The 24,253-nt window shown below is 68.3% G+C and carries 27 protein-coding genes and 1 tRNA gene; 23 read left to right on the top strand and 5 right to left on the bottom strand.

Annotated elements, in window-relative coordinates:
• The first annotated feature begins 249 nt into the window (after positions 1-249).
• From FDP22_RS07505 to hpaH, 10 genes are all read left to right on the top strand, one after another.
• Complete coding sequence (locus FDP22_RS07505; RefSeq protein WP_170317627.1) at positions 250-2,907, top strand: ATP-binding protein; 2,658 nt, start codon at positions 250-252, stop codon at positions 2,905-2,907.
• A 119-nt stretch (positions 2,908-3,026) separates the two neighbouring features.
• Positions 3,027-3,968 (top strand): MBL fold metallo-hydrolase, encoded by a 942-nt coding sequence (locus FDP22_RS07500; protein ID WP_138572301.1) that lies wholly within the window; start codon positions 3,027-3,029, stop codon positions 3,966-3,968.
• Between the two features lie 23 nt (positions 3,969-3,991).
• Entirely contained in the window at positions 3,992-4,957 is a 966-nt protein-coding gene (locus tag FDP22_RS07495) for an alpha/beta fold hydrolase (RefSeq protein WP_239031897.1), read from the top strand.
• Positions 4,958-5,123: 166 nt separating this feature from the next.
• On the top strand, positions 5,124-5,918 hold the full coding sequence (locus tag FDP22_RS07490; protein ID WP_138572303.1) for an SDR family NAD(P)-dependent oxidoreductase: 795 nt from the start codon (positions 5,124-5,126) through the stop codon (positions 5,916-5,918).
• 604 nt (positions 5,919-6,522) lie between these two features.
• A complete protein-coding gene (locus FDP22_RS07485; protein WP_170317626.1) occupies positions 6,523-7,821 on the top strand; it encodes a GGDEF domain-containing protein in 1,299 nt (432 codons plus the stop codon).
• A gap of 467 nt (positions 7,822-8,288) precedes the next feature.
• Entirely contained in the window at positions 8,289-8,987 is a 699-nt protein-coding gene (locus FDP22_RS07480; protein ID WP_138572305.1) for a GntR family transcriptional regulator, read from the top strand.
• Positions 8,984-9,793, top strand: a complete 810-nt coding sequence (locus FDP22_RS07475) for a sugar phosphate isomerase/epimerase family protein (RefSeq protein ID WP_170317625.1) — start codon at positions 8,984-8,986, stop codon at positions 9,791-9,793. The genes FDP22_RS07480 and FDP22_RS07475 overlap by 4 nt, the downstream gene beginning before the upstream one ends.
• Positions 9,794-10,240 (top strand): type II 3-dehydroquinate dehydratase, encoded by a 447-nt coding sequence (gene aroQ, locus FDP22_RS07470; RefSeq protein WP_138572307.1) that lies wholly within the window; start codon positions 9,794-9,796, stop codon positions 10,238-10,240.
• A gap of 12 nt (positions 10,241-10,252) precedes the next feature.
• Complete coding sequence (locus FDP22_RS07465; RefSeq protein ID WP_138572308.1) at positions 10,253-11,146, top strand: dioxygenase family protein; 894 nt, start codon at positions 10,253-10,255, stop codon at positions 11,144-11,146.
• Between the two features lie 7 nt (positions 11,147-11,153).
• Positions 11,154-11,936, top strand: a complete 783-nt coding sequence (gene hpaH / locus FDP22_RS07460; protein ID WP_138572309.1) for a 2-oxo-hept-4-ene-1,7-dioate hydratase — start codon at positions 11,154-11,156, stop codon at positions 11,934-11,936.
• Between the two features lie 493 nt (positions 11,937-12,429).
• Here hpaH and FDP22_RS07455 read toward each other — a convergent pair whose 3' ends face one another.
• Complete coding sequence (locus FDP22_RS07455; protein ID WP_138572310.1) at positions 12,430-12,777, bottom strand: hypothetical protein; 348 nt, start codon at positions 12,775-12,777, stop codon at positions 12,430-12,432.
• A 385-nt stretch (positions 12,778-13,162) separates the two neighbouring features.
• Here FDP22_RS07455 and FDP22_RS07450 point away from each other — a divergent pair, with 385 nt between their 5' ends.
• The 6 genes from FDP22_RS07450 to FDP22_RS07425 all read left to right on the top strand — a co-directional run bounded on the left by FDP22_RS07450 (position 13,163) and on the right by FDP22_RS07425 (position 15,398).
• Complete coding sequence (locus FDP22_RS07450) at positions 13,163-13,492, top strand: hypothetical protein (RefSeq protein ID WP_138572311.1); 330 nt, start codon at positions 13,163-13,165, stop codon at positions 13,490-13,492.
• A complete protein-coding gene (locus FDP22_RS07445; protein WP_138572312.1) occupies positions 13,489-13,695 on the top strand; it encodes a hypothetical protein in 207 nt (68 codons plus the stop codon). The genes FDP22_RS07450 and FDP22_RS07445 overlap by 4 nt, the downstream gene beginning before the upstream one ends.
• An 86-nt stretch (positions 13,696-13,781) precedes the next feature.
• Complete coding sequence (locus FDP22_RS07440; protein ID WP_170317623.1) at positions 13,782-14,051, top strand: DUF4326 domain-containing protein; 270 nt, start codon at positions 13,782-13,784, stop codon at positions 14,049-14,051.
• 68 nt (positions 14,052-14,119) lie between these two features.
• On the top strand, positions 14,120-14,320 hold the full coding sequence (locus tag FDP22_RS07435; protein ID WP_138572313.1) for a hypothetical protein: 201 nt from the start codon (positions 14,120-14,122) through the stop codon (positions 14,318-14,320).
• Positions 14,321-14,394: 74 nt separating this feature from the next.
• The gene (locus FDP22_RS07430; protein ID WP_138572314.1) at positions 14,395-14,865 is read left to right on the top strand and encodes a hypothetical protein; all 471 of its coding nucleotides are present in this window, start codon (positions 14,395-14,397) and stop codon (positions 14,863-14,865) included.
• Positions 14,862-15,398: a tyrosine-type recombinase/integrase gene (locus tag FDP22_RS07425; protein ID WP_170317622.1), complete on the top strand. Its 537-nt coding sequence runs from the start codon at positions 14,862-14,864 to the stop codon at positions 15,396-15,398. The genes FDP22_RS07430 and FDP22_RS07425 overlap by 4 nt, the downstream gene beginning before the upstream one ends.
• A gap of 83 nt (positions 15,399-15,481) precedes the next feature.
• Here FDP22_RS07425 and FDP22_RS07420 read toward each other — a convergent pair.
• Positions 15,482-15,565, bottom strand: a tRNA-Tyr gene (locus FDP22_RS07420).
• A 61-nt stretch (positions 15,566-15,626) separates the two neighbouring features.
• Positions 15,627-16,073 carry a GNAT family N-acetyltransferase gene (locus tag FDP22_RS07415; RefSeq protein ID WP_138572316.1) on the bottom strand — a complete coding sequence of 149 codons (447 nt, stop codon included), beginning with the start codon at positions 16,071-16,073 and terminating at the stop codon, positions 15,627-15,629.
• 51 nt (positions 16,074-16,124) lie between these two features.
• On the opposite strand from FDP22_RS07415, the gene rlmB reads away from it, so the two are divergent.
• The 4 genes from rlmB (at position 16,125) to FDP22_RS07395 (ending at position 19,711) form a co-directional block, all read left to right on the top strand.
• Entirely contained in the window at positions 16,125-16,928 is an 804-nt protein-coding gene (rlmB, locus tag FDP22_RS07410; protein WP_138572317.1) for a 23S rRNA (guanosine(2251)-2'-O)-methyltransferase RlmB, read from the top strand.
• Positions 16,929-17,159: 231 nt separating this feature from the next.
• Positions 17,160-17,639 carry a CoA-binding protein gene (locus FDP22_RS07405; protein WP_138572318.1) on the top strand — a complete coding sequence of 160 codons (480 nt, stop codon included), beginning with the start codon at positions 17,160-17,162 and terminating at the stop codon, positions 17,637-17,639.
• A 111-nt stretch (positions 17,640-17,750) separates the two neighbouring features.
• On the top strand, positions 17,751-18,584 hold the full coding sequence (locus FDP22_RS07400) for an HTD2 family dehydratase (protein WP_138572319.1): 834 nt from the start codon (positions 17,751-17,753) through the stop codon (positions 18,582-18,584).
• Positions 18,581-19,711, top strand: coding sequence for a M24 family metallopeptidase (locus FDP22_RS07395; RefSeq protein ID WP_239031896.1), 1,131 nt, complete (start codon positions 18,581-18,583; stop codon positions 19,709-19,711). Before FDP22_RS07400 ends, FDP22_RS07395 begins: the two co-directional genes overlap by 4 nt.
• Before the next feature lie 169 nt (positions 19,712-19,880).
• Here the strand turns inward: FDP22_RS07395 and FDP22_RS07390 are convergent, their stop codons facing one another.
• On the bottom strand, positions 19,881-20,231 hold the full coding sequence (locus FDP22_RS07390) for a DUF6614 family protein (RefSeq protein WP_138572320.1): 351 nt from the start codon (positions 20,229-20,231) through the stop codon (positions 19,881-19,883).
• A 130-nt stretch (positions 20,232-20,361) separates the two neighbouring features.
• Positions 20,362-20,667 carry a DUF6280 family protein gene (locus FDP22_RS07385; RefSeq protein ID WP_138572321.1) on the bottom strand — a complete coding sequence of 102 codons (306 nt, stop codon included), beginning with the start codon at positions 20,665-20,667 and terminating at the stop codon, positions 20,362-20,364.
• 628 nt (positions 20,668-21,295) lie between these two features.
• Here FDP22_RS07385 and FDP22_RS07380 point away from each other — a divergent pair.
• The 3 genes from FDP22_RS07380 to FDP22_RS07370 are packed head-to-tail and all read left to right on the top strand — an operon-like array spanning position 21,296 to position 24,232.
• Positions 21,296-22,339, top strand: a complete 1,044-nt coding sequence (locus FDP22_RS07380; RefSeq protein WP_138572322.1) for a TRAP transporter substrate-binding protein — start codon at positions 21,296-21,298, stop codon at positions 22,337-22,339.
• Entirely contained in the window at positions 22,336-22,881 is a 546-nt protein-coding gene (locus FDP22_RS07375) for a TRAP transporter small permease (protein WP_239031895.1), read from the top strand. The genes FDP22_RS07380 and FDP22_RS07375 overlap by 4 nt, the downstream gene beginning before the upstream one ends.
• The gene (locus FDP22_RS07370) at positions 22,874-24,232 is read left to right on the top strand and encodes a TRAP transporter large permease (RefSeq protein WP_138572323.1); all 1,359 of its coding nucleotides are present in this window, start codon (positions 22,874-22,876) and stop codon (positions 24,230-24,232) included. The genes FDP22_RS07375 and FDP22_RS07370 overlap by 8 nt, the downstream gene beginning before the upstream one ends.
• The last annotated feature ends 21 nt before the right edge of the window (positions 24,233-24,253 follow it).

Genomic DNA, 24,253 nt, shown 5'->3' with positions numbered 1-24,253 from the left:
ACCTCCGATGCCGGTGCTTTCGGCGCAGCAGGCGCCCAGGGGCGCGGTCGACGTCCCGGAATTCTGGCCAGATGCCGGCAATGATGGCAGAATTTCCGCGGAACAGAACTTGCCATGACTGCGAATCGCGCTGCGAGAGGATCCCGGTTTCGCGGATTGCCATGGAACCGGGTCACCGGTTCAGAACGCGTTCAGGGGTGTGACCCGGGATCGGGAGCGATCGCAGCGCGGAGAGCGCCAGGGACGGAATTGGACGAATATCGCTTCGGACCGTTCACCTTCAACCCGGTCAGCCAGGCCCTGACCAGGGATGGCAGCGCCGTTCCGTTGGGCAGCCGGGCCACCGACATTCTGTCGCTTCTGCTGCGCAGCCCCGGAAAGCTCTGCAGCAACGAGGAGATACTTGCCCACGCCTGGCCTGCGACATTCGTGGACCAGTCGAACTTGCGTGTTCATGTGTCGGCCATCCGCAAGGCGCTCGGCGAGACCCGCGGCCAGCCCGGATACATCGTCAACAGCCCCGGGCGGGGGTATCGCTTCGTCGGCGCGGTCCGGCCCGCGACTCTGCCCCCGCCCGGGCCGGCGCCGGGCTCCGCCGACGGCATTATCGGCCGGCGCGACGCGATCGCGGCAATCGCCGGGCTGATCCCGGGCAGGATGGTCACGGTGGTCGGGCCGGGCGGCATCGGAAAGACGACCGTCGTCAGGGCCGTGATCGCCGCCCTGGAGGCACGCTCACGGGTGCTCTGGATCGACTTTGCCGAACTGAGTTCCGGCACGCTGCTCAGATCGAGCCTGGCGACGGCACTCGGCCTGCCGTCGAACGATCCGGACAACCTCGAGACCCTTGTCGCCGCGCTGACCGGGCAGGACAGCATCCTTGTCCTCGACAGTTGCGAGCATGTCGTCGACGACGTGGCCGCACTGGTGGAAATGCTGCGCGAGCGGGTGCCGCTCCTGACCATCATCGCCACCAGCCGCGAGCCGCTGCGTGTTGCCACAGAACGCCTGTTCCGCCTTCCGCCGCTCGACCTGCCGCCGCCCGACATCGCTCCGGAAACCGTCGCGCCCACCTCGGCGATGCAGCTTTTCGCGGAGCGGGCCGCGGCCCAGGTCGGGGACATGGACCTGAGCGGGGAGCGCGCGCGGCTTGTCGCCGAGATCTGCCAGAGGCTCGACGGTATCCCGCTGGCCATCGAACTTGCCGCCGCACGCCTGGAATCGGTGAGCCTGGGTGAGCTGTCCGCCTCGCTGACGGAGGGGTTTCGCCTGCTGACGCACGGCCGGCGGGCCGCCGTGCCCCGGCACCGCACGCTCCGGGCAACGCTGGACTGGAGCTATGACGCCCTCACCGCCGAACAGCAGAGGGCGTTGCAGCACCTCTCCGTTCTGCGGGGCTGGTTCTCCTTCGCCACGGCGTGCGGCGTGCTCAGCGACCTGTCCGATGACGTGCTGCACGAGCTGGTCTCCAAGTCCCTCCTCGTCGCGGACAGGCAGACGGCGCGGACCCGCTATCGCCTGCTCGAGATGACGCGTCACTACGGCGCCGAGAAGCTCGCGGATGCGGGGCGCTTCGATGTCGCCATGCGGGGGCTGACGGAGTTCCTGATCGGGGCGCTTGAAGCCGCCGAAGCGGTCCGGCCCTTCGCGGGGAACGCGCCTCATCTTGCGGAGCTGCTGCCGAACCTGCGCATCGCCCTCGCCTGGTGCAGGACGCTGGATCCCGCGCGCGGGGTTGCCCTCACGGTGGCCTCCGTTCCGCTGTTCCTCAGCCTGTCGCTGCTCCACGAATGCCTCACGCATGTCTGCTGGGGCACGGCCTTTCTCGACGATCATCCGGGGCTGGACGAGCGGAGCCGCATGCAGCTTCACGCCACGCGTGTCTGGCCGCAAATGCGCTCGGCCTGTCGCCCGGAGGAGGATGTGACGGCCGCGCACACCGCGCTTTCGCTCGCGAAGGAGCTGGGGGACGTGGACTACCAGCTGCGCGCGCTCTGGGCGCTCTGGGTCGATGCGGTCAACCGTTCCCGGCCCCTGCAGGCCCTGCGGTTGGCGGAAGATTTTCGCGCGCGCGCCGAAACCTCGCCCGACCCGGTGAACCAGGTCGTCGGCCTGCGGCTGGTGGGAGCGACGCTGCACTGGCTCGGCCGCTTCACGGAATCGCAGGATCACCTCCGCAGGATGCTGACGGGCTATGCCGCCCTTGCCTCCCCCGCCTCGGCGATCCGCTTTCAGTTCGACCAACGCGTGTCCGCCCAGGTGATGGTTACCCGGAACCTCTGGATCATGGGCGAGGAGAGCGCGGCGCTGGACCTGCTGGACGACACGATCCGCCGCGCCTCGGACGCGGGGCATGACCTGTCGCTGGCCAACTACCTCGCGGAGGCGGCCTGCCTCGTGGCGCTTCTGTCGGGCCGGCTCGAGCTGTCGGAGCAGCTCATCGCGCAGCTTCGCCGGCAGGCCCGCGGTCTGGCCCTGACCGTCTGGGAGCATTACGCGGACTGTTTCGAGGCCGTGCTGCACCTGCATCGCGAAGAGCCCGCCCGCTGTCTCGAGCTGATGAGCCGCAGCGTCGCGGCGCTGGACACCGCCGGGTCCACCCTGTTTCACACCTACTTCAGGTCCGTGCAGGCGCAGGCACTTTGCGCGCTGGGTCGCGGGCCCGAGGCGCTGCGGGAGCTGGACGAAGCCCAGGCATCCTGCGCGGCCTCCGGGGAACGGTGGTGCCTTGCGGAGCTCCTGCGGGTCAGGAGCCGGGTTCTGCTGGCCGGAGGGCGCACCGACGCGCGGGCCCGCTGCGCCGAGCTGCTGCGCTCCGCGATCGACGCCGCGACGGCAGACGGCGCGCTGGCCTGGGAACGGCGGGCGAGAGCCGACCTGGCGCAGCTCATCGACCCGGCGGACTGACCCTCCGTCGCCGCAGGGCGCAGCGTGGATTTGCACGATTTTGCGACGCTTAACTCGCCCCAGGCCCTCATCGGCAGCATGGTTTCCGCGTACCGCCACGAGAGCGGACGGAGGCACCGATGACCACGCGACACGAAACCCTTTCCCTCCTCACCCGGCGCGACATGCTCGCCGGACTGGCTGCAACCCTTCCCTTTGCCCTGCCCCGGGGAGCCTTCGCGGCCGATGCCGCCCCGCATGTCACGCACGGCCGGTTCAGTGTCCGCGTCTTCAGCGACGGCTACCTGACCCTGACCGGCGACATCCTGATGCCGGATGCGGACGAAGAGGCGCGGCAGGCACTGCTCACGCGGCTGAAGGGCAACGCCGTGTCGGCCCCGGTCGCGGCAAACGTGCCCCTGATCCGCGCCGGAGACGATCTCGTGCTGATCGACACTGGCGCGGGGGGGTATTTCCAGAGCAGCGCCGGCCGGCTGGCGCAGAACCTGGCGGCAGCCGGGGTGATGCGGGAGGCGATCACCAAGGTTGTCTTCACCCATGCCCATCCGGACCATTCCGGCGGGACGACCCTGGCTGACGGCCAGCTCCTGTTTCCCAACGCGCAGTACTACATCGCGCGCGACGAGTGGGATTTCTGGACGGATCGCAACTTCGCCTCCCGCAGGGCCCCGGCCCTGCACGACTTTGCCCTTGGCGCGCAGCGCGATCTCTTCGCCGTGGAAGACCGCCTGACCCGCCTCCTTCCGGGGGATGAAATCCTGCCCGGCATGCGCATCACCGCGACCCCGGGGCATACGCCCGGCCACGTCTCGGTCGAACTGGACGGCCCCGAGCCGCTGCTGATCGTCGGCGATGCCTGCACCAGCGACATCATTTTCCTCGAGAACCCCGGCTGGCGGTTCGGCTTCGACACCGATGCCGAGCTTGCGCTCGCAACCCGCAAGCGCCTGCTGGACCGGGCGGCCACGGAGCGACTTCAGGTGCTCGGCTATCACTGGAGCCATCCGGGGCCCGGGTTCATCGACCGCTGGAAGTCCGCCTATCGCTTCGTCCCCGCCTGACCCTGCGCGGAGCAAGGATGCACATGATGTCGACCGGCCCCACGATCCGCCCTGTCACCCGGCGCGAAGCGATGCTGATGGGAGCGTCCGCCTGCGTCCTGCTGACGGTTCCGCGCGGCAGCCTTTCACAAACCGAGACCCAGCAGGAGTTCATCGACATGGGCTATCTCACCACCGCCGACGGCACCGAGATCTTCTACAAGGACTGGGGCCCCCGCGACGCGCAGGCGCTGGTGTTCCACCATGGTTGGCCGCTCACGGCGGATGACTGGGACACGCAGATGATGTTCTTCCTCAACAAGGGCTTTCGCGTCATCGCGCACGACCGCAGGGGCCACGGCCGCTCCTCGCAGACCGACACCGGCAACGAGATGGACACCTACGCCGCCGATGTCGCCGCGCTCACCGACGCGCTGGACCTGAAGGGCGCCGTGCACATCGGCCATTCCACCGGCGGCGGCGAGGTGGCGCGCTACGTGGCGCGCGCGAAACCCGGGCGCGTGGCGAAGGCCGTGCTCATCGGCGCGGTGCCTCCCCTCATGCTCAAGACCGATGCGAACCCCGGCGGCCTGCCGCGCGAGGTGTTCGACGGGTTTCGCGCCGCACATGCGGCGAACCGGGCGCAGTTCTTTCTCGATGTGCCCTCCGGGCCGTTCTACGGCTACAACCGTCCGGGCGCGGAGATCAGCCAGGGCGTCATCCGGAACTGGTGGCGGCAGGGCATGATGGGCGGCACGAAGGCCCATTACGACTGCATCAAGGCGTTTTCGGAAACCGACTTCACCGAGGACCTGAAGGCGATCGACGTGCCGGTGCTGGTCATGCATGGCGATGACGACCAGATCGTGCCCTACGCGGCCTCGGCGCCGCTGTCCGCGAAGCTGCTGAAGCGGGGCGAGCTCAGAACCTACGAGGGGTTCGGCCACGGCATGTGCACGACCAATGCCGACGTGATCAACGCGGACCTCCTGGCCTTCGTGCAGGGCTGAGACCCTCGGCCCGGGCGGGAAGGGCCGCGCCCGGCGCCCCCGGCCCGTCCGGCACCGCCAGCGCCGGACCGGGCGCCTCGCGCGCGCCGGGCGCCCTCCCCCGGCGACAACCATGCCGCGCGACAGGATCCCGCCTCCGGCGAACCGGCGCGAGAAGGAGAAAGACATGACCATGGGCACGGCTCTCGTCACCGGCGCATCCTCCGGCATCGGAGCGATCTATGCGGATCGCCTGGCGCAGCGGGGGTATGACCTGCTCCTCGTGGCCCGGAATGCCGAGCGCCTGTCCGGCCTTGCCGCCCGCATTTCCGGCGACCACGGGGTGCGCGTCGAAACGCAGCCCGCCGACCTGCGCACGGCCGAAGGCATAGCCGGGGTGACCCGGCACCTGATGAACGGCGGCGGCGTGACGATGCTGGTCAACTCCGCCGGTGTCGCCCCGCGGGGGTCGTTCCTGGGCTCGGAGCTGGCGGACCTCTCGGAACTGGTGGACCTGAATGTGGTCGCGCTCCATGATCTCACCGCCGCCGCGGCCCAGACCTTCGCGACCCGCCGGAACGGCGCGATCATCAACATCTCGTCAGCCGTCGCGCTGATGCCCGAGCACTTCAACGCGAGCTATGTCGCCAGCAAGGCCTTCGTCCTCGGGATGACCCAGGCGCTGGCCGCAGACCTGAGCGCCTGCAATGTCAGGCTGCAAGCCGTGCTGCCCGGGCTCACCCGCACCGAGATCTTCGATCGCGCGGGCATCAGCCTGAACGCGATCGACCCGGAGATGTTGATGGAGGCGGCGGAGCTGGTCGATGCGGCCCTTGCGGGCTTCGACCTCGGCGAAACGGTGACGATCCCCTCATTGCCGGACGTCGGCCTGTGGGAGGAGATGGAGCGCGCACGGACGACCCTGGCGCCGCACCTGTCACTCCGGACCGCCGCCGCGCGCTTCGGCCTTCGGGCCGGCTGAACACCGCAGCCCGGTCGCCCCCTCCGCGTGCCGCCACGCCCGGGGGCTGCCCGTCCGGCATCACCCGGACCTGCCCGCCGCATCGAGACAACGGTGTGATCTGAGAAGGGCCCCGCCGCGAACGCCGGCCTCGGGTGCATTCGGAATGCGCCAGCCTCGCGCGGCTCACTTTCCGAAATATGCCAATGTATTCAACGGCAATATCGGAAGGTGGTGGGCGGGACGGGTCTGCCAGACACGGCGATTTTGGCAATACCTTCAACATGGCGGCGAGCCTTTGCGGTGGTGAAAGCCGCCATTGCGTAACACCAGCTTAGCGCGCCGATGAGCCTCTCGCGTTACGACGCCACGGCACCTCCGAAGCTTCTTCCCTCTCACCGCCACCATCTCCTTCGCCATGCCCCTCACCCGCCAAATCATCGATGCGGCCGCCCGCGTCCCAAAGCCGGCGGTATCTTCTCGCGCGACATCCAAGCGAGCCCGCCTAAGGATTCCGGCAAGAACGGCAGCGCGACAGAGGAGCCGCACCGCCCCGCAACTGTGGCGTTGCCTGCTCAGCCGCTTTAGAACTCGGACTCCACGCCCCTCGAGTCCGAGTGAGAGAATGTTTGCACGTCTTCAGAATGCGTCCCTCAGAACCTGGATCGCAGCGGGAGTTCTACTGGCCGTCGCTCCGCTCTATCTGTGCATGGCGTCCGGCTATTTCATCTTCCAGGACACCGTCGCCGAGCCGTTCCGGCAGGTGATCCACGCTCAACACCGCATAATGCTGCCCTTGGAGAAGCTTCAGGGCAAGCTCTGGGACCTGTCGGTGGCAGTAAACGACTATGCCGAGACAGGCGACACTGCCCTCAGGCGTAGCATGGAGGATATCGAGCGCCAGATTGCGACGCATCTGGTGGAACTTGAACGCGCGGCCGAGGATTTTGGCCAGTATTCACCTATCCTGCAGGGAGCGCGCCAGCAGTGGGAGGAAGTGATAGCCAGCTCTGCCGCTGTCTCTCCCGGCAATCCGGGCAGCGCAGACGCCGCCCTCTTGCGCTTCGAGGAAGTGGTAGTCGGCGTCGCGCTGCGGCTGGAAGACGTGCTCACCGAACTGCGCCGGGAGAACGAAGACAGCCACGCCGCCGCCCTGGAGGCCATCCGGGCACTCGAGATCGGAGCCGGTGTTGCCTCCCTGCTCACCGTGCTCCTCACCTTCGCCGGAGCCCGCGTCATAAACCGGGCATTGAAGGCAAGCACGGATGAGCTGGTTGCGGGCGCAATGCGCATGGCCAGTGGCGAGCGAGGAGGACGTATCGACGTGCAGATCCCGCCCGAGTTGGCCGCGGTGGCCGGAGCGTTCAACACGCTCGCCGGGCGCGTGGCGGAGCAGGAGAGCGAGCTGCGCGCGCTGGCAGGTACGGACGATCTGACCGGGCTTGGCAACCGCCGCGAGTTCAACCGCGCCCTCGCGAGCGAAGCGGACCGTGCGCAGGCCACAGGCGGCTCCTTCGCCGTGGTGCTGGTGGACGTGGACCACTTCAAGCGGGTGAACGACGCACACGGCCACCCGGCCGGAGACGAGGTTCTGCGCGAGATCAGCCGCCAGATCGCAGAGACCGCCCGCGCGCAGGACCGAGTGTTCCGTTACGGCGGAGAAGAGTTCGCGCTCCTGCTCCGCGACGTGCGCGAGACGGAGGCCCATGCGATCGCCGAGCGGATGCGCACGCGTATCGAGGCGCACCAGATCCTGTTGCCGGGCGGCACCCGCGTCTCGGTAAGCATCAGCGCCGGCATCGCGGTGAACGGCGGCGCGGCCGGCCAGCACGAGAGGCTCCTGCACATAGCCGACACCGCCCTCTACCAGGCGAAAAGCGGCGGGCGCAACCGGGTCGCGATGGGCAGCAGCGTCCAAGGCTAGCTCTGTTCTGCCTCCCGATCATTCCTCCATCTGATGCTGGAGTCCGGCAGAGCACAGGCATTCGAGAACTATCGGCCATTCTGGCAAGATAGCTGTCCTTGACGTGACACCGGTTCAAGCAGCGATTTTATGATGCCAACGGCATTGATAACGAGACGGCGGGGCCTGCAGGTTTCAGCCCATAGCCGCCTGTCATGCCCATCCGCAGCGACACGCTTGGCGCGACCTTGACGGGCGAGGGCAAGGCTTGCGGTGGCGGCCATCAGAGCGCGGCGCGCCAGATTGCAGGTCATAGATTTCCTCCCTTTTCCGGGGCCGAAGGGCATCTCCACCCCCGTCAGTGCCAGAGCCCCCAAACGGATCGTCTTTCCTGTCCATGATAATCGGTGATTTGTGTTATAGTGCCTTTTTAATCTACACATCGATCATTCTGCCAGGCTATTGAGGCACGAGGAGAGGATCGCCCCATGCCACGACCCCTGGACATCAGCCCGGAACGCCGCACCCGTGCCGAAGACATCGAGTCGCGGCTGCGTCATGACATCCTGCACGGATTGCTGAAGCCGGGGGACAAGCTGAATCTGGACCGCCTGCGCGACACCATGGGCGTGGGGCTCACGCCGCTGCGCGAGGCGGTGAACCGGCTGGTGATGACAGGCCTCGTGGAATCGCAGGCCATGAAGGGCTACACCGTCACGCCGATCTCGGTGGCGAACCTCGACGAAGTCGCAGCCCTGCGCATCGAGCTGGAGCCCTACGCCCTGCGCCGCGCCATCGCCAACGGCGGGCTGGAGTGGGAATCCGCGGTGATGGGCGCGCTGCATCGGCTGAACCGCACCCTGCGCGTGCCCGGCGATCCGGCCAGCCTCGCGCAGTGGGAGGCCGCCAACAACGCCTTTCACGAGACGCTGATCGCGCGCTGCGACATGCCCCTGCTGATGAAGATGTACCATCAGCTGGTCGCCCTGAACGACCGTTACCGCCACATCTACCTGCAGGCCACCGCGATCCAGCGCGAGGTGATCGACGAACATACCGCCATCGCCCATGCGACGGTGGAGCGCCGCGCGGACGATGCCTGCGCGCTTCTGACCGGCCATATCACGCGGTCGACCGACAACCTGCGCCGCCTGATCGGCGCCGACCTGCCGGAGGTGCCGGAGTGACCCCGTCCACCCGTTTCGACAGCCGGATCGGGCTGGGCCATTTCACCTTTCTCGACCATTCCCCCGTCGAACTGGTGCGGCTGGCGCGGGCGTCGGGGTTCGGCTTTGTCGGCCTGCGGTTCCATCCCGTCGCCCCGGGCCTGCCGCACTGGCTGCCCGATGCGGCGGGGCTGGCGGAACTCGGCTCTGTCATGGCGGGGGAGGGCATCGGCCTTTACGACATCGAAACCGTGGTGATCGACGAAGGCTTCGACCCGGAATCCCTGGTCCCCGCGCTGGATGCGGCGGCGCGACTGGGCGCACGCCGGGTGAACACCTGCGCCGACCTGTTTCCCGCGCTGCCTGAGCGCTTTGCCCGCGTCTGTACGCTGGCAGCCGAGCATGGCCTGGCCATGGATGTCGAGTGCATGACGTGGCGCGGCGTGAACACCCCTGCCGCCTGCCTGGCGCTGATCGCCGACGCGGGCGCTGCCAACGCGGGCTATCTCGTTGACATGCTGCACCACGCGCGCTGCGGCGGCACGCCTGACGATATCGCGCGGATGCCGCCTGGGCTGGTCCGGTCCGTCCAGGTCTGCGACGCGCCGGCAACCGCCCCGAAGGGGAGCGAAGCCCTGCTGGCCGAGGCGCGCGGCGGCCGCCTGCTGCCCGGCGAAGGGGCCCTGCCGCTGCGCGACACCCTGCGCGTCCTGCCCCCCGACACCGTGATCTCGGTCGAACTGCCGAATGCCTCCGATCCGCGCGACCCGCTGAGCCGCGCCCGCGCCATCCACACCGCCACGGCGGCCCTTCTGAGAGACCTGTAGATGCCCGACACCCCCCGCGATATTCTGGTTCTGAACGGCCCGAATCTGAACCTGCTGGGCAAACGCCAGCCACAGATCTACGGGCACGAGACGCTCGACGACGTGGCCCGCCTGTGCGGCGAGGCCTGTGAGGATGGCTTCTTCATCCGGCTGGAACAGTCGAACCATGAGGGCGCTCTCATCGACCTGATCCATGCCGCCCGTGAAACCACCTGCGGCATCGTCATCAATCCCGGTGCCTTCACCCATACCTCGATCGCCATTCTCGACGCGCTCAACACCTACGAGCCGCCAGTGATCGAGGTCCATATCAGCCAGGTCCACAAGCGCGAGGCCTTCCGTCACCATTCCTACGTCTCGCGCCGCGCCGACGGGGTGATCGCGGGTCTCGGCCTCGAAGGGTATGCCGCGGGCGTGCGCCGCATCTGCCAGTTGAAGCGCCGGTAACAGGAGCCGACCATGCCGATCATCGCCAACCAGAACGAGGTCACGCCTGTCGTCCAGCAGGTCATGGCGCAAACCACCGATCCGCGCCTGCGCGAGATCATGACGTCTCTGGTCGCCCACCTGCACGGCTTCGTCCGCGATGTCGGCCTGACCGAGGCCGAGTTCCAGCAGGCAACGCGGCTGTTGAACACCATGGGTCAGCAGTCGAACGACAGGCACAACGAGTTCGTGCTGATGGCCGGGTCTCTGGGTGTCTCATCGCTGGTCTGCCTGATGAACAACGGCGACAACGGCAGCACCGAGACGACGCAATCGCTGCTGGGGCCGTTCTGGCGGCTGAACCATCCGATGACTGAACAGGGCGGCTCGCTCCTGCGCTCCGAGACGCCCGGGCCGCGGCTCGACGGGTGTTTCCGGTTTCTCGACAAGGCGGGACAGCCGATCACGGACCTCGAAGTCGACATCTGGCACGCCTCGCCGGTCGGTCTGTATGAAAATCAGGACGACAGCCAGGCCGAGTACAACCTGCGCGGCAAGTTCGTGACCGGGGCGGATGGGCTGGTGCGCTTCCGCTCGGTGCGGCCTGTAGGCTATCCGATCCCGACGACGACGACGGTCGGACAGTTGCTGAAGGCGCAGGGGCGGCACCCCTACCGCCCGGCGCATGTCCATGTCCTGGCGCATAAACCGGGGTTCAAGACGTTGATCTCGCAAATCTATGTCGACGATACCGATTACCTGCACACGGATGTGCAGTTCGGCGTGACCCGCGCGCTGGTGGGCGACCTCGTCGCCCATGACGAGGCACATCCCGTGGATGGCGACGTCGGCCAGTGGTTCAGCCTTGACCACACGCTGGTGCTGGAACCGGGCGAGAGCCGCCTTCCCATTCCTCCGATCAAGTGAGACCGCCATGCTGAGCGATACCGAACGCCAGGCCGCCGCCGCCGCCATCCTGAAGGCCGAACAGTCCCGCGAGGTCTGTGTCCAGCCCTCCATCACCTGGCCCGCCATGACGCTGGAGGACGCTTACGACGTGCAACGCCGCTGGGCCGAGGCGCGCATTGCACAGGGGGCGAAGAACGTCGGGCGCAAGATCGGCCTGACCTCCCGTGCCATGCAGCAGGCATCGAAGATGACCGAGCCGGATTACGGCGTGATCCTCGACGACCAGCTCTACCGCGACGGCGCACGGATCGCGGCGGGCACCTTCATCAAGCCCCGGCTCGAGGTCGAGCTGGCCTTTGTCATGAGGCAGGACCTGAAGGGCGCGAGCTGCCAGGTGCATGACGTGCTGCGCGCCACCGAATACGTCACCCCGGCGCTGGAGATCATCGACTACCGCACGATGGTTCCGCGCCAGATCGTCGACACCATCGCAGACAACGCCGCCTATGGTGCGATCGTGCTGGGCGGGCGCCCGGTCAGGCCCTTCGACGTCGACCTGCGCTGGATCGGCGCCACCCTGTCGCAGAACGGCTGCATCGAGGAGACGGGCCTATCCGCGGGGGTCATGGGGCACCCGGCGGCGGGGCTCGCCTGGCTGGTGAACAAGCTCGCGGCGCAGGACGACGGGCTGAAGGCGGGCGACATCGTGCTGGGCGGGTCCTTTACCCGCCCCATCGACATCCGCTCCGGCGACGTGATCCACGCCGATTACGGCCCGCTGGGCGGCATCGGTGTCAGCTTTGGATGAGGACCCCGCGATGCGTATCGGATGGTGCCACCCGGCCGGCAACGCCGCCCTGCTGGCAGAGACCGGCTTCGACTTCATCGAACTGCCGCTGGCCCGCTTCGGCCTCGACAGCGCCTGAAGCCTTGCCGACGCCAAGGCCGCGGTCCGCGACTTGCCGTTGTCCGGGGGTGCGTTCGACTGTTTCATGCCCGATGATTTTCGCGTGGTCGGCCCGGATGTGGACGTGGCGCGCGTGAAATCCTACCTCACCCGCACCGCCGGGCTCATGGCCGAGACCGACGCCGGGATCGGCGTCTACGGCAGCGGCTGGGCGCACTTGTTCCATGAGGTGAATCCGTGTCAGGTCGCGCTGCCCGCGCGGGCGACCATTTCGCTTCGATCCTGGTCGGCACGGTCCTTCTCAAGATATGGCCGTATGGGTCGGGCTGTTTGCGCTGCCCGAACCCCCGCCGCGGCGGCGAGGGTCGTGATCAGGAGAATCGGGCGGGCAGCGTCACCCCGCCCCACCGATGGCGGCGGCGACCTTGGCGCGCAGCACGTCCTCGGAGGCGCGGAGCCGCTTCACCGCGTCGGGGACGGAGCGCTTCACGTCGTCGACGGCGGTCTCGATCTGCGCGGCATGGGGCGGGGCCCCGGCCGGGGGCAGTGCCACGCCGACCCGGCGGAGCGCGAGCCGCACGCCGGTCATGATGGCGGCGTCGAGGGCGGCGCGGTGCCTTGCCTCGATGTCGAGGCCGAGGCGCTGTTTCGCGACCAGGGCCAGCCAGGCGACCAGCGCGGAGGCGAGCGTGCCGGCGAGCTCGAGCGCCACGGGGGCGAGGGTGTCGAGGAGGGTCTGCATGTCAGGATCCTTTCAGCCATGCGATGAGACGGGAGAGGACGGACGGACGGACGGGGCGCGGGCGGTTCCGGCTCCGGCTCCGGTTCAGGCTCGGCCGGCCCGGGGGCGACCAGCGCCAGGAGCTCGGGCACGGGCATGGCGCGCAGCACGCCCCGCAGGCGGCCGGACGTGTCGGCGCGCCAGACCGGCACCGGCGCCTCCGGGTAGCGGCCGGTGCGGAACAGCTCCCGCTCGGCATCGCGGCGCGGGATGATCTCCGGCGGCTTGTGCCAGGTGTCGAAGGCGCGCGCCGCGCCCTGCCGGTCCCCGGCGTTGAGCAGCGAGACCAACCATCGTCGACTTCATCATGCACGGCGCTCGCGTCGAGCACGGCGATAACTATCGCGTGCTGGTCGTGAAGAAGGGCTCCGGCATCGACCTCATCGCAGCCGAGCGCGAGCGCCAGGTGAGCGCTGAGGGCTGGACGCCAGAGCACAACGACGATCACGATGCGGGCGAGATCGCCGGAGCGGCCTCGGCCTACACGCTGAGTGCTGCCTGCCTTCTGAACCCGTATCACGGCACGCCACTGAATGAGCCGCCGGAGGGCTGGCAGTGGGATGCCTCCTGGTGGAAGCCTAACATGGGCGACAACCCGGCGCGCGACCTTGCCAAGTCCGGTGCGCTGTCCGCCGCCGAGATCGACCGCATGGATCGACTGGAGCGGCCGTGGTGACCCGCTCCGCCCTCGATATCGCGAATGAGCTGCTCGACGCGGCCGAGCGCGCGCGCCAAGCCGGCGACACGGTCGCGTCCATCACCCTCGCGCTCAAGGCGGCCGAGTATACGCAACTCGCGAAGCTGCTGGGCGATGAGATCACCAAGGCAGAGGCCACGCCAGCCCGCAGCGCGGCGGGCCGGCCGGCCGGGGAGGGATGACTGATGCCCGAGGCCGCGCCAGTGGATGAGACGCGCGTCCGTCAACTCGCCAAGGCAATCCTTGGGCAGAACAAGGAGGCCTCCGGATGGCACGTCGCGTCAAATTGAAGCGCACCAAGGGATGGCAGAAGCCGGAGGGCACCGTTGTAGTCTCCCGGCCCGGGCGCTGGGGAAACCCGATCGAGGTCGGGGGAGTGCGCTGCCTCAGCACCGAGAGCACGTTTGTAGAGGAGCCGGTGCGCGACAGGGCCACCGCGGTGAGGTTCTTCCGCGAGATGCTGGCCTACCAGATCAGACCATACCCGTCCGAAAGAGAGACTACCGAGCACCTACGGGGGAAGGATCTTGCGTGCTGACGCCCGCTCGACGAGCCGTGCCACGCCGACGTGCTTATCGAGATCGCAAACAGACCGGAGGCCGACTGATGCCCGAGGCCGCACCCAGGGGAAAGACCACCGACGCCGGGATCGCGCGGGCGATCCGGGCCGCCCAGGCGTGCGGCCTCGACGTGACGCGGATCATCACCAAGCCCGGCGGCGTGGTGGAGGTCATCACCGAGAAGGTGGACGAATCGGGCCGGCGCAAGGGAAAGCCGAGAGGGTGGGATGACTTCACCGGAGAATGAGATGCGCGTGGCCCTGCCCTACGTCGTTCGCTCCCGCACCGCGAGCGGCGCATGGCGATACCGGTTTCGCCGAAATGGCATTCACCACGCTGCCCGGCGAGCCGGGCTCTGAGGAGTTTCTCGACGCCTATCACGGGCTCCGCCGGGGTGAGGAGATCCCTGCCAACCCGGCAGCCGCTACCGAGAGCGGCAGTCCGGAATGGCTGCAGGAGCGCTTCGTCGCGGCGATGAAGGTGCAGGTGGAGACGGGCCAGTTCAGCCCGGCAACATTGCTCCGGAGAGAGCGCGTGCTGGCCGCGCTCATGAAGGAGCACGGAGACCGTGAGGCCTTCGGGGTTCCCACACGCGCGATCCGGCGCATCATCGAGGCCCGCGCCCCGACGCCGGCAGCTGCCAGCAACCTGCTCAAGACACTGCGCGCGATGTACAAGTGGGCGATACGGGCCGGCCTGACCGATGACGATCCGACGCAAGGGGGGAATGGCTCTCCGCCGAGACCGAGGGCTTCACGCCGTGGACTGCCGGTGATCTGCGCGCCTTCGTGAAGACGCACCCGTTCGGCACGAAGGCGCACCTCGCGATGATGCTCCTGATCTTCACCGCCTGCCGGCGAGCTGATCTTGCGGTGCTCGGGCGCGAGCATATCCGCACGATCGACGGCGTCCCGGCGCTCTCCTGGAACCAGACGAAGGGAGGCGCACCGGTGACCGTCCCGATCCTCCCTCCGCTGCAAGCGGCGATCGACGGCCCGGCTGCCAACAGGATTCGGGCAATCGGCCGTGACCGGTTGGTGCGCACGCCGTTTCTGATCACGAACTTCGGCCGACCGTTCACCGTGGGGGGCATGGGCAACAAGATGCAGGAATGGACGCGGGAGGCGGGGCTGACGGACCGCTCGGCTCATGGCGTGCGCAAGGCAGCTGGCGCGCTTCTGGCCGAGGCCGGCTGCACGGAGCACGAGATCATGGTGGTGCCCGGGCACTCCAACCCGAAGACGGGCCCGGTCTACACCAGGTCGGCGAACCGGTGGCTTCTGGCCAGGTCAGCGATGGAGACGTTACGTACCGTGAACATCTGACCGGCAGACGAGTGAGCCACGATCAGCCCCGCGTGGCTCACTTTCCGAAATACACCACTGTATTCAACGGCTATTTCGGAAGGTGGTGGGCGGGGTGGGAATCGAACCCACTGTGCGTCTCCGCGATGGATTTACAGTCCACTGCCCTACCTTAGAGCATCCCGCCCGCCGCGCTGTCTAAAGATGTCCCCGGAGGTCGTCAAGCGGGTTTTGGCAGGTTTCTGCCGCTCACAGGTCCCGGGCGAAGAACACACGGTCGAAGCCGTCCTCGGTGCGCTGCCCGGTCCGGCGAAACCCGAGCCTCGGGTAGAACGCCAGATTCTCTGTCATCGCGGCATTGGTGTAGAGCGAGAGCGTGCCCAGCCCGGCCGCGCGCGCCTCGGCCTCCGCGCGCGCCATCAGCAGCTTGCCCAGCCCCCGGCCCTGCCAGGCCGGGTGGAGCGCCACGGTCTCGACCACCATCTCCCCGGGCGCACGCCTCAGGGTGAGGTAGCCGCAGGGGTCCGGCGCCAGCAGCAGCAGCGTGTCGGCGGCGTCAGCGGCGAAATCCGCGTCCATCGGCGCGGGTCGGCGGCCGATGCGCGGCACGTAGAGGGCGAAGGCGGCTTCGGCGATGGCCCGGAGCGTGTCGGCATCGGCCGGGCCGGCCTGTCGGAACTGGGGCGCTTGCGTCATGGGCGCGATGCTGCCAAAGCAGGCGACGCCGCACAAGCATGAGGATGACGCATGGCCCCCCGTTCGCCGAAGAAACCCTCCTGGGTGATCGACAAGGAACGCGCGCGCCGCGCCGGCGCCGCCGAGACCGTGTGGCTGTTCGGCCTGCACGCGGTGCGCGACGCGCTCGCGAACCCCGCCCGCAGCCGCCTGCGCCTGATCGTCACCCGCAACGCCGCCGACAAGCTGGCCGCCGAGATCGCCGCCTCGGGCATGGAGCCGGAGATTGCCGACGCGCGGAAATTCTCCGCCCCGATCGACCCGCAATCGGTGCACCAGGGGGCCGCGCTGGAAGTGGCCCCGCTGGACTGGGGCTCGGTGTCCGAGCTGTGCGCGCCGCGCGGCGCCCGGCCGGTCGTGCTGCTGCTGGATCGGGTGACGGACCCGCACAATGTCGGCGCCATCCTGCGCTCCGCCGAGGTGTTCGGCGCCCGGGCGGTCATCGCCCCGCACCGCCACTCCGCGCCCGAGACCGGCGCGCTGGCCAAGACCGCCTCCGGCGCGCTGGAGCGCCAGCCCTATCTCAGGGTGCAGAACCTCTCCACCGCGATGACCGCGCTGAAGGACATGGGCTACATGATTCTCGGGCTGGACGGCGACGGGGAGAAAACCCTCGACGCCGGCATCGCCGGGGCAACCGACCAGCCCCTCGCCCTGGTGCTCGGCGCCGAGGGCCCGGGGCTGCGCGAGCTCACCCGCAAGACCTGCGATGCGCTGGTCCGCATCCCCTTCGCCGGCGAATTCGGCTCGCTCAACGTGTCGAATGCCGCTGCGATCGCACTTTTCGCCGCCGCGGGGCGTTCCCCCGATCAGTGAAAAGCGCCTGCGATACAGGCAATTAGAAAAACATTCACAATAATCTTACAGCATCTTTCATTGTGAGTGATGGCGGTCTATGTTGTACAATGAAGCGGTGTTTGAAAGAGCGATCATCGCTTCATCACTCACTGTCCCTCGTTCCGACTTCGCGCCCAGGTACGCCCTGGGCGCCTTTTTTTCGGGCCGTGGCAGGCACTTGGCCCGTTGATCCGTCTGAAAGGCCCGCTCATGACCTACACCGACACGCAGCTGCGCGCCATCCTTCAGGAGACCCGCACCATCGCCACCGTGGGTGTTTCCAAAAATGAGCTGAGGCCGTCGTATTTCGTCGCGCGTTACCTGAATCTCAAGGGGTTCCGGATTCTGCCGGTGAACCCGGCCTATGCCGGCGAGTCGCTGTTCGGGGAGCCGGTGATTGCCTCGCTGGCCGGGATCGAGACCGGGCCCGTTGAAATGGTGGACATCTTCCGCCGCTCCGACCAGGCCGGCACCGTGGTCGACGAGGCGCTGGACTGTCTGCTCGACAAGGGATTGAAGACCATCTGGATGCAGATCGGCGTGGTGGACGAAGCCGCTGCCGCCCGGGCGGAGGCACGGGGCGTCACGGTCATCATGGATCGCTGCCCGAAGATCGAATACCAGCGGCTCTTCGGCGAATTGCGCTGGGGCGGGTTCAATACCGGCGTGATCTCCTCGAAGCTGCGCTGATCTCCGGCGGCTTGCGCCCCGGCCGCAACCGCGCGATGAATGCCCCGAGCGGAGGGAACCGGCACGCCCGCGCGCCGTTCTCCCCCCGAGCCCCGTGCGCCGAGGAGCCCCATGCCCGATCCCCGAGACCCGAGCATCCGCACTGACCGCATCGACCCCGAGCGCGCCGCGGCCATGCACGCCACCTTCGCGCTGACGGGCTCGCCCCCCGGCCCGGGCGACCTGCTGCCTCCGTTCTGGCACTGGTGCCAGTTCTGGGACATCCACCCCCCCGGCGCCCTGGGCCGCGACGGCCACCCCCGCCCCGGCCTCGCGCTGCCCGATACCGGGCTGCCGCGGCGCATGTGGGCCGGCGGCCGGCTGGAATGGCACGCGCCGCTGCGCATCGGCGCGCCCGCGGAGCGGCGCTCTCGCGTGCTCTCGACCACCCGCAAGGCCGGGCGCAGCGGTCCGCTCGCCTTCGTCACCCTGCGGCACGAGATCTTCTCGGAGGACGGCCTCGCCGTCACCGAGGAGCAGGACATCGTCTACCGCGAAGACCCCCGGCCCGGTGACGCCACCCCGCAACCGGGGCCGGCCCCGCGGGACGAGACCGCCCGCGAGAGCCATCGGTTCGACGGCACGGCGCTGTTCCGCTATTCCGCCCTCACCTTCAACGGCCACCGCATCCACTACGACATCGACTATTGCCGCGAGGTCGAAGGCTATCCGGGCCTCGTGGTGCACGGGCCGATCCTGGCCCAGCTGATGATCCGCATGGCGGGCCGGATGCTGCCGCGGCTGGCGCGCTTCAGCTTCCGCGCCGCCAGCCCGGTGTTCCACACCGAGACGTTCGAGACCTGCGCCCGCCCCGAGGGCACCGGGCTCGCGCTCTGGGTGCGCGGCCCCGACGGGCGGCTGGCGATGACCGCCACCGCCTCCCCCACACCAGGAGATCCTGCATGACGACGTCCATGACCGCGCCCGAGACCGACAGCCCGCCGCGCTATGCCGTTCTGAGGGAGGCGATGGTGGCCGCCGGGCTCGACGCCGTGGCCCTGGTGCCCGGCGCGAACTTCATGCGCATCTTCGGCCGCGCCTTCCACCAGAACGAGCGCCCGCTGGTGGTGCTCGTGCCGCTGGAGGGCCGGCCCGCCGCCGTGGTGCCCGCGCTGGAGGAGGCGAGCTTCGCCAGTCTGGGCTTCGAGGGCGAGGTGTTCCTCTGGCGCGACGAGGAGGGCTACCAGGCCGCCTTCACCGCCGCGGCCCATGCCATTCCCGCACCGAACCGCATCGGAGTGGAGGGCCAGCGGATGCGGGTGTTCGAGCAGTTCGCGCTGCACCGTGCCCTGCCCGCCGCCGCCTGTCTCGATGCGCAGAGCGCCATTTCGCGCATCCGCCTGCTGAAGACGGCGGAGGACATCGGCCATCTGCGCGAGGCGATCCGCCGGTCCGAAGCCGCGCTGGAGGAAACGCTGGGCGCGGTGCGGCTGGGCATGACGGAGGCGGAGATCGAGCGGATCCTGGTGCGCAACCTGTTCGACGCCGGGGTGCAGGAACTCTCCTTCGCGCCCATCGTCGCCGCGGCGGGCAATGCCGCGGAGCCGCATGCCGTGGCCCGGCAGGATTATCCGCTCGCCGCCGGCGATGCGCTGCTGTTCGATTTCGGCGGCACCTGGCAGGGCTATCGCGCCGACATCACCCGCACGGTGTTCGCGGGCGAGGTGAGCGACGCGGATCGCGCCTTCTACGAGAGTGTGCGCGCCGCCAATGCCGCCGGCCGCGCCGCCGTGCGCCCCGGGCTCACCTGCGGCGCGCTCGATGACGTGGTGCTGCGCGTGCTCGAGGCCTCGCCGCACGCCGGCGGCATCATCCACAAGACCGGCCACGGTCTCGGCCTCGATGTACACGAGGATCCCTACATCCAGCGCGGCAACGACACCGCCCTCGAACCCGGCATGGTGTTCACCATCGAACCGGGGCTCTACCGCAGCGGCCGCATCGGCGTGCGGATCGAGGACAACATGGTCGTCACCGAAACGGGGGGCGAGAGCCTGACCAGCTTCCCGCGCAGCCTGCGCATCGTGGGCTGACCGCGCCCGCCGGCCGGCGCCCGACCGGGTTCCAGCGCCCAACCGGGCTCCGGCGACCCGACGGCCCGGAGCCCTTTCCGCTGCACGCCGGCGGGTGCCGGCCGGATGCTCCGCAGCCTCCATGGAGGCGGAAGGATCCGCGCGAAGGCGCCGAACGCCCGCGCCCTGTCTACAGCAGGGCGACGCGCTCGGCGCGTTCCGGGTCCGGGAAGGGCCGGTACAGGCCGAAATCCGCCCGCGCGATCATCTGCGACACCTGCCCGTAGAGGCGGGCGACATCGTCGGACTGGCTGGCGGCGAGACGGTAGGCGCGGTCAAGCTGGCTGAGATCGTCGAGCTCGATCTCCAGCAGGAAGTCACGACAACTGTCCGCGGCGAGATTGAGCTTCCGGCGCAGGAGGCGCCAGGACCGGATGGTGCCCTGCGCCTGCAGGTGCCCCATCCAGTTGTCCAGCGCCAGCGCGAAGGAGAGCGCCTTGGCATCATCCTTCAGGTCGATGAAGCAGTGGTAGAGATTCATCCGGTTTTCCTCCGTCCGGCCAGCCCGGTTACGGGCGATGGTGCGGCCGGAGAGTTGGGAAAACCTTAAGAGCGGAGACGAGAAAGGCGGGCCCGTGACCCGCCCCTTCTCAAGCCCGGTATCCCTTGCCTCAGGCCGCTTCGGCCCGACGCTCCTGCTCTTCGCGGCTCAGGGCCACGGAGGTGCGGATGCCCTTGCGCACGAAGGTCTTCATGCCTTCGACGACGCGCTCGTTCGGGTCGATCCCGGCGCACATCAGAACTTCGCGGCCGTCACGGGAACGGGCCCAGCGCGCAATGGCCTCTTCGCCGTTGCCGTATTTCTTGTCATCTGCGATCGCGTCATCAAGTGCGGCAAGCACGACGGCGGCGAACAGTTTCTGGGCCCGGGCGCCCTGGTCGTGGGTAAAGGCCCACTGGTCGATCTGGTCGAACATGTCGACGAATCCTTCTCAACATTAAGGGGAGGTTCTGGCGCGCAATATGGCGACATATAACCGTCACGCTAGACCATATGGGGCATGTCAGCCATGCGTCATGCGCATGACGGCTCCCCTGTCCTCGGCCTGTTCCACCCCGGCCTGCCAGGCTTCAGCCGCAGACCTTGCATCGGCCAGATGAAAATTCCGTTAACTTTCAGCCTGCTAAAGGGGGAATCACGTGCGATACCGCGCGCCTGCCCCCCGGGCGAGCCTTGCATTCCGGAGCTGGCCGGCCGGCGCGCTGCGACCGTCTGTCCCGAAATCTTGATCGTGAATCAGGCAAATGATGAAGGTTTGAGCCCCCGCGCCGCAGAAACCCGGCGCCCTTGCCCGCCATCATGGCAGGACCGGCGACGGATATCTTGTCGAATTGGCCGGTTCGGACCGGCAAGCCCGCCTGCCGCGCCGCCCCGCGCAAGGGGGGTGGGGCCGGGCAGGCGCCCGAAGGTTTCACGCAGCCTTGATTGTTGTAAACGACAACATTGACAGCCCCCTGCCTTCCCTGCGAGAAAAAAGCCAGCGGCGAAAAAAACTTGGATGGGCCCGCGCCGCGGAAGCACCCGTCCGCTCAGGGAGAGAACACATGATCACGCGACGCGGTTTCGGCGCCATGGCGGCCGGCCTCGCGCTGACGGCGGGCAGCTTCAAGCCCTCCATGGCGCAGGACACCTACACCTTCAAGCTCCACCACATGCTGTCGGAGAAGGCGCCGGCGCATCAGAAGATGCTGCTGCCCTGGGCGAAGCAGGTGGAGGAGAATTCCGGCGGCCGGGTGAAGATCGAGGTCTACCCGTCCATGTCTCTGGGCGGCAAGCCGCCGGAGCTGATCCAGCAGGTGCGCGACGGCGTGGTGGACATCATCTGGACGGTGAACGGCTACACCCCGGGCCTGTTCCCGCGCACCGAGGTGTTCGAGCTTCCCACCGTCTACCTCAACGACCCCCGCGCCACCACGCTGGCCATGTACGACATGTTCGACATGCTCAAGCCCGAGTACAAGGGCGTGGAGGTGATGTGGCTGCATGTCCATGCCGGCCAGGGCATCCAGATGGTCGACAAGGAGGTGCGCAAGCCCTCCGACTTCAACGGCCTGAAGATGCGCATCCCCTCGCGCACCGGCGCCTGGGTGATCGAGGCGCTCGGCGCAGCCCCGCTGGCGACGCCCGTCCCCGAGCTGCCGCAGGCGCTCTCCAAGAAGGTGGTCGACGGCGCGCTGATCCCCTGGGAGATCATCCCGGCGCTGAAGCTGCAGGACCAGATCCAGTATTTCATCGAGGGCGCCAACCGCGAGCGGCTGGGCACCACCACCTTCCAGGTGTCGATGAACCAGGACCGCTGGTCCGGCCTGCCGGAGGACATCCAGAAGGCCTTCCGGGATGCCTCGGGGCGTGACTGGTGGGCGAGTGTCGGCGATTACTGGCGCGAGAACGACGATTTCGGCATCCAGATCGCCGAGAAGGCCGGGCGCAACCACGTGATGCTCACCGAGGACGAGACGAAGGAGATGCTCGCCGTGCTCGACCCGGTGGTCGACAAGTGGATCGCCGAGGTGAAGGGCGCCGGGCTGGACGGGCAGGCGCTCGTGGACCAGGCGCGCGACCTCATCGCGAAGAACGCGACCGAGTGAGGGCGCAGGGCGAGGCCGGACAGGGGCAGGCGGGGCTCGAGGGCCTCGCCCGCCGCATCATCACCGGCTGGGCGATTCTCGGCGGCGTGCTGCTGCTGGCCGTCGTCCTCATGAACACGGCCTCCGTCGTCGGGGCGTCGCTGTTCACCCTGCCCTTCCCGGGCGACTTCGAGCTTACCGAAATGGGGGTCTGCGTGGCCGTGTTCACCTTCCTGCCATGGTGCCAGATGCAAGACGAGAACGTCACCGCCGACATCTTCACCTCCGGCCTGTCCCGGGCCTGGGTGGCGCGGCTGGTGTTCCTCTCCGCCGTGGTGGCCTTCGGCTTCACGCTGCTGATGATCTGGCGGATGTCCGTGGGCATGCTGGACCAGAGGGATTACGGCTATACCACCACCATCCTGCAGATCCCGCACTGGTATGCCTTCCTGCCCATCCTCGTCTCGCTGGCGCTGCTCGCCGTGGCCGCGGTGCTGACCATGCTGGACGCCGCGCGCGGCTCCGCCGGCTATCATTCCGAAGCGGAGCATCCGCATGGCTGACGCCCTGATGATCGGGTTCGGCGGGCTGGGGCTGCTCGTCATCCTCATCGCGCTGCGCATGCCCATCGCCTATTCGATGATCCTGGTGGGCGGCATCGGGGTGACCATCCTGAACGGGCCGGCCATCTTCATGAGCCAGCTCAAGACCCTCGCCTACGGGCAGTTCTCCATCTACGACCTCTCGGTGGTGCCGATGTTCGTGCTGATGGGCAACATCGCCACCAAGGCCGGCCTCTCGCGCGACCTGTTCCGCGCGGCGAACGCCTGGCTGGGCTGGCTGCCCGGCGGCACCGCCATTTCCGCCATCGCGGCCTGCGCGGGCTTCGGCTCGGTCTGCGGCTCCTCGCTCGCCACCGCGTCCACCATGGGCCAGGTGGCGCTGCCCGAGCTGTTCCGCTACCGCTATTCCGGGGCGCTGGCCACCGGCACGCTGGCGGCCGGCGGCGTGCTGGGCATCCTGATCCCGCCCTCCGTGGTGCTGGTGATCTACGCGGTGATCGTGGAGGCGAACATCGTCACCATGTTCATGGCCGCGCTGGTGCCGGGGCTGATCGCGGTCATCCTGTTCATCCTCACCATCCTCGTCTACGTGACGGTGAACCCGGCGGCCGGCCCGAAGCGCGCGCCCATCGACCGCGCCGAGTTCATCTCCGCCTCCGTCTCCGTGCTGCCGGTGCTCTGCGTGTTCGCGCTGGTGATCGGCGGCATCTACTTCGGCTTCTTCAACCCCACGCCGGCCGCCGCCATCGGCGTGTTCCTCGTCTGGGCCTACGGCACGGTGCATGGCGGCATCCGCTGGCCGCAGCTGCGCGACGCGCTGCTGCAGACCGCCAGCTCCACGGGCATGATCTACCTCATCCTGCTGGGCGCGGAGATGCTGAAGATCTTCATGTCGCGCGGCGGCGTGCCCCAGGCCGTGGCGGAGTGGATGGCCCATTCCGGCCTCGCGCCCATCACCGTGCTGGCGATCCTGCTGGCCGCCCTCATCGTGCTGGGCTGCCTGATGGACAGCCTGTCGATGATCCTGCTCGCCATCCCGTTCTTCTGGCCGGTTCTGGTGGAGATCAACGGCGGAGACTACGTGGACGCCGCCACCGCCGGCTTCGGCATGACCACCGAGGACCTGAAGGTGTGGTTCGGCATCCTCGCGCTCATCGTGGTGGAGCTGGGGCTGATCACGCCACCGGTGGGCATGAATGTCTTCGTGATCTCGGCCATGGCGAAGAACGTGCCCATGCGCGAGACCTTCATCGGCGTGATGCCGTTCTTCTGCGCCGAGCTGGTCCGGGTGGTGATCCTCGTCGCCTTCCCGGCGATCACGCTCTGGCTGCCCACGCTCCTGCGCAGCTAGCAGGCGCGCGGCCGGCGCTCC

The sequence above is a fragment of the Paroceanicella profunda genome (assembly GCF_005887635.2).
In the GTDB taxonomy this organism is placed as follows: Bacteria; Pseudomonadota; Alphaproteobacteria; order Rhodobacterales; family Rhodobacteraceae; genus Paroceanicella; species Paroceanicella profunda.
The sequence above is the reverse complement of the archived record's forward strand: the minus strand, read 5'-3'. Positions and strand labels throughout refer to the sequence as shown.

Excerpts from the sequence above, each read along its gene's own strand:
- FDP22_RS07500 (WP_138572301.1), top strand. The coding sequence starts at position 3,027 with ATGACCACGCGACACGAAACCCTTTCCCTCCTCACCCGGCGCGACATG.
- FDP22_RS07495 (WP_239031897.1), top strand. The coding sequence starts at position 3,992 with ATGATGTCGACCGGCCCCACGATCCGCCCTGTCACCCGGCGCGAAGCG.
- FDP22_RS07490 (WP_138572303.1), top strand. The coding sequence starts at position 5,124 with ATGACCATGGGCACGGCTCTCGTCACCGGCGCATCCTCCGGCATCGGA.
- FDP22_RS07485 (WP_170317626.1), top strand. The coding sequence starts at position 6,523 with ATGTTTGCACGTCTTCAGAATGCGTCCCTCAGAACCTGGATCGCAGCG.
- FDP22_RS07480 (WP_138572305.1), top strand. The coding sequence starts at position 8,289 with ATGCCACGACCCCTGGACATCAGCCCGGAACGCCGCACCCGTGCCGAA.
- aroQ (WP_138572307.1), top strand. The coding sequence starts at position 9,794 with ATGCCCGACACCCCCCGCGATATTCTGGTTCTGAACGGCCCGAATCTG.
- FDP22_RS07465 (WP_138572308.1), top strand. The coding sequence starts at position 10,253 with ATGCCGATCATCGCCAACCAGAACGAGGTCACGCCTGTCGTCCAGCAG.
- hpaH (WP_138572309.1), top strand. The coding sequence starts at position 11,154 with ATGCTGAGCGATACCGAACGCCAGGCCGCCGCCGCCGCCATCCTGAAG.
- FDP22_RS07455 (WP_138572310.1), bottom strand. The coding sequence starts at position 12,777 with ATGCAGACCCTCCTCGACACCCTCGCCCCCGTGGCGCTCGAGCTCGCC.
- FDP22_RS07440 (WP_170317623.1), top strand. The coding sequence starts at position 13,782 with ATGGCACGTCGCGTCAAATTGAAGCGCACCAAGGGATGGCAGAAGCCG.
- FDP22_RS07435 (WP_138572313.1), top strand. The coding sequence starts at position 14,120 with ATGCCCGAGGCCGCACCCAGGGGAAAGACCACCGACGCCGGGATCGCG.
- FDP22_RS07430 (WP_138572314.1), top strand. The coding sequence starts at position 14,395 with ATGGCATTCACCACGCTGCCCGGCGAGCCGGGCTCTGAGGAGTTTCTC.
- FDP22_RS07415 (WP_138572316.1), bottom strand. The coding sequence starts at position 16,073 with ATGACGCAAGCGCCCCAGTTCCGACAGGCCGGCCCGGCCGATGCCGAC.
- rlmB (WP_138572317.1), top strand. The coding sequence starts at position 16,125 with ATGGCCCCCCGTTCGCCGAAGAAACCCTCCTGGGTGATCGACAAGGAA.
- FDP22_RS07405 (WP_138572318.1), top strand. The coding sequence starts at position 17,160 with ATGACCTACACCGACACGCAGCTGCGCGCCATCCTTCAGGAGACCCGC.
- FDP22_RS07400 (WP_138572319.1), top strand. The coding sequence starts at position 17,751 with ATGCCCGATCCCCGAGACCCGAGCATCCGCACTGACCGCATCGACCCC.
- FDP22_RS07395 (WP_239031896.1), top strand. The coding sequence starts at position 18,581 with ATGACGACGTCCATGACCGCGCCCGAGACCGACAGCCCGCCGCGCTAT.
- FDP22_RS07390 (WP_138572320.1), bottom strand. The coding sequence starts at position 20,231 with ATGAATCTCTACCACTGCTTCATCGACCTGAAGGATGATGCCAAGGCG.
- FDP22_RS07385 (WP_138572321.1), bottom strand. The coding sequence starts at position 20,667 with ATGTTCGACCAGATCGACCAGTGGGCCTTTACCCACGACCAGGGCGCC.
- FDP22_RS07380 (WP_138572322.1), top strand. The coding sequence starts at position 21,296 with ATGATCACGCGACGCGGTTTCGGCGCCATGGCGGCCGGCCTCGCGCTG.
- FDP22_RS07370 (WP_138572323.1), top strand. The coding sequence starts at position 22,874 with ATGGCTGACGCCCTGATGATCGGGTTCGGCGGGCTGGGGCTGCTCGTC.